This is a genomic window from Dankookia rubra (assembly GCF_004355005.1).
Lineage (GTDB): Bacteria > Pseudomonadota > Alphaproteobacteria > Acetobacterales > Acetobacteraceae > Paracraurococcus > Paracraurococcus ruber_A.
Window position 1 is genome coordinate 1 of record NZ_SMSJ01000345.1, and the last position, 548, is coordinate 548.

Annotated in this window: 1 pseudogene; it reads right to left on the reverse strand. The window is 67.3% G+C overall.

The features are described from left to right. Positions 1-434: 434 nt before the first annotated feature. A pseudogene (locus E2C06_RS36910) lies at positions 435-548 on the reverse strand (IS30 family transposase); the annotation flags it as partial.

The following is a 548-nucleotide window of genomic DNA, read 5'->3' on the forward strand; positions in this document are numbered from 1 at the left end:
AACTGGACGCCGGCTGGCGACGTCTGCCTCAACCCCGAGCGCGACGCCCGAGACCCGAAAATCAGAGACGCCGCCTGATCGGCACCGGACAACTTCTTTGACAATCACCGGGCCGCAGGTCGATGGATGCCTCGGCCTTGCCTGCGGAGAGAAACTTCCCCGACCAGCATCGGGGAGAGGTCCATGCGACGCCACCGAGACCGCTGCCGGGGGATACCGGGAAGCCGAGTTTCGCAATCCGATCTGTTCGCCCTGCCTCGGGTAGCAAGCGGCCTGGCCGGGACGGTCTGGCCGGCGCTGCCCTATTGGCGCGCCTGTTCCTCGAGCACGAGGCCGGCGCGCGGCGCAGCGGAGGTCGCCATGAGCGCTGACAACATCAAGCCCCCCCACCTGGCGCACAAGGCGATCGTCTACGTGCGCCAATCCTCCGCGCATCAGGTCGTCGCAACACCAGCTTGCGCTGCTCTGAGTAGCGCGTCAAAGGCCTCGGCTGGCGTTCGCCACCCGAGCGTTTTGCGTGGTCGGCCATTCAGCGTCACCGCCACCGC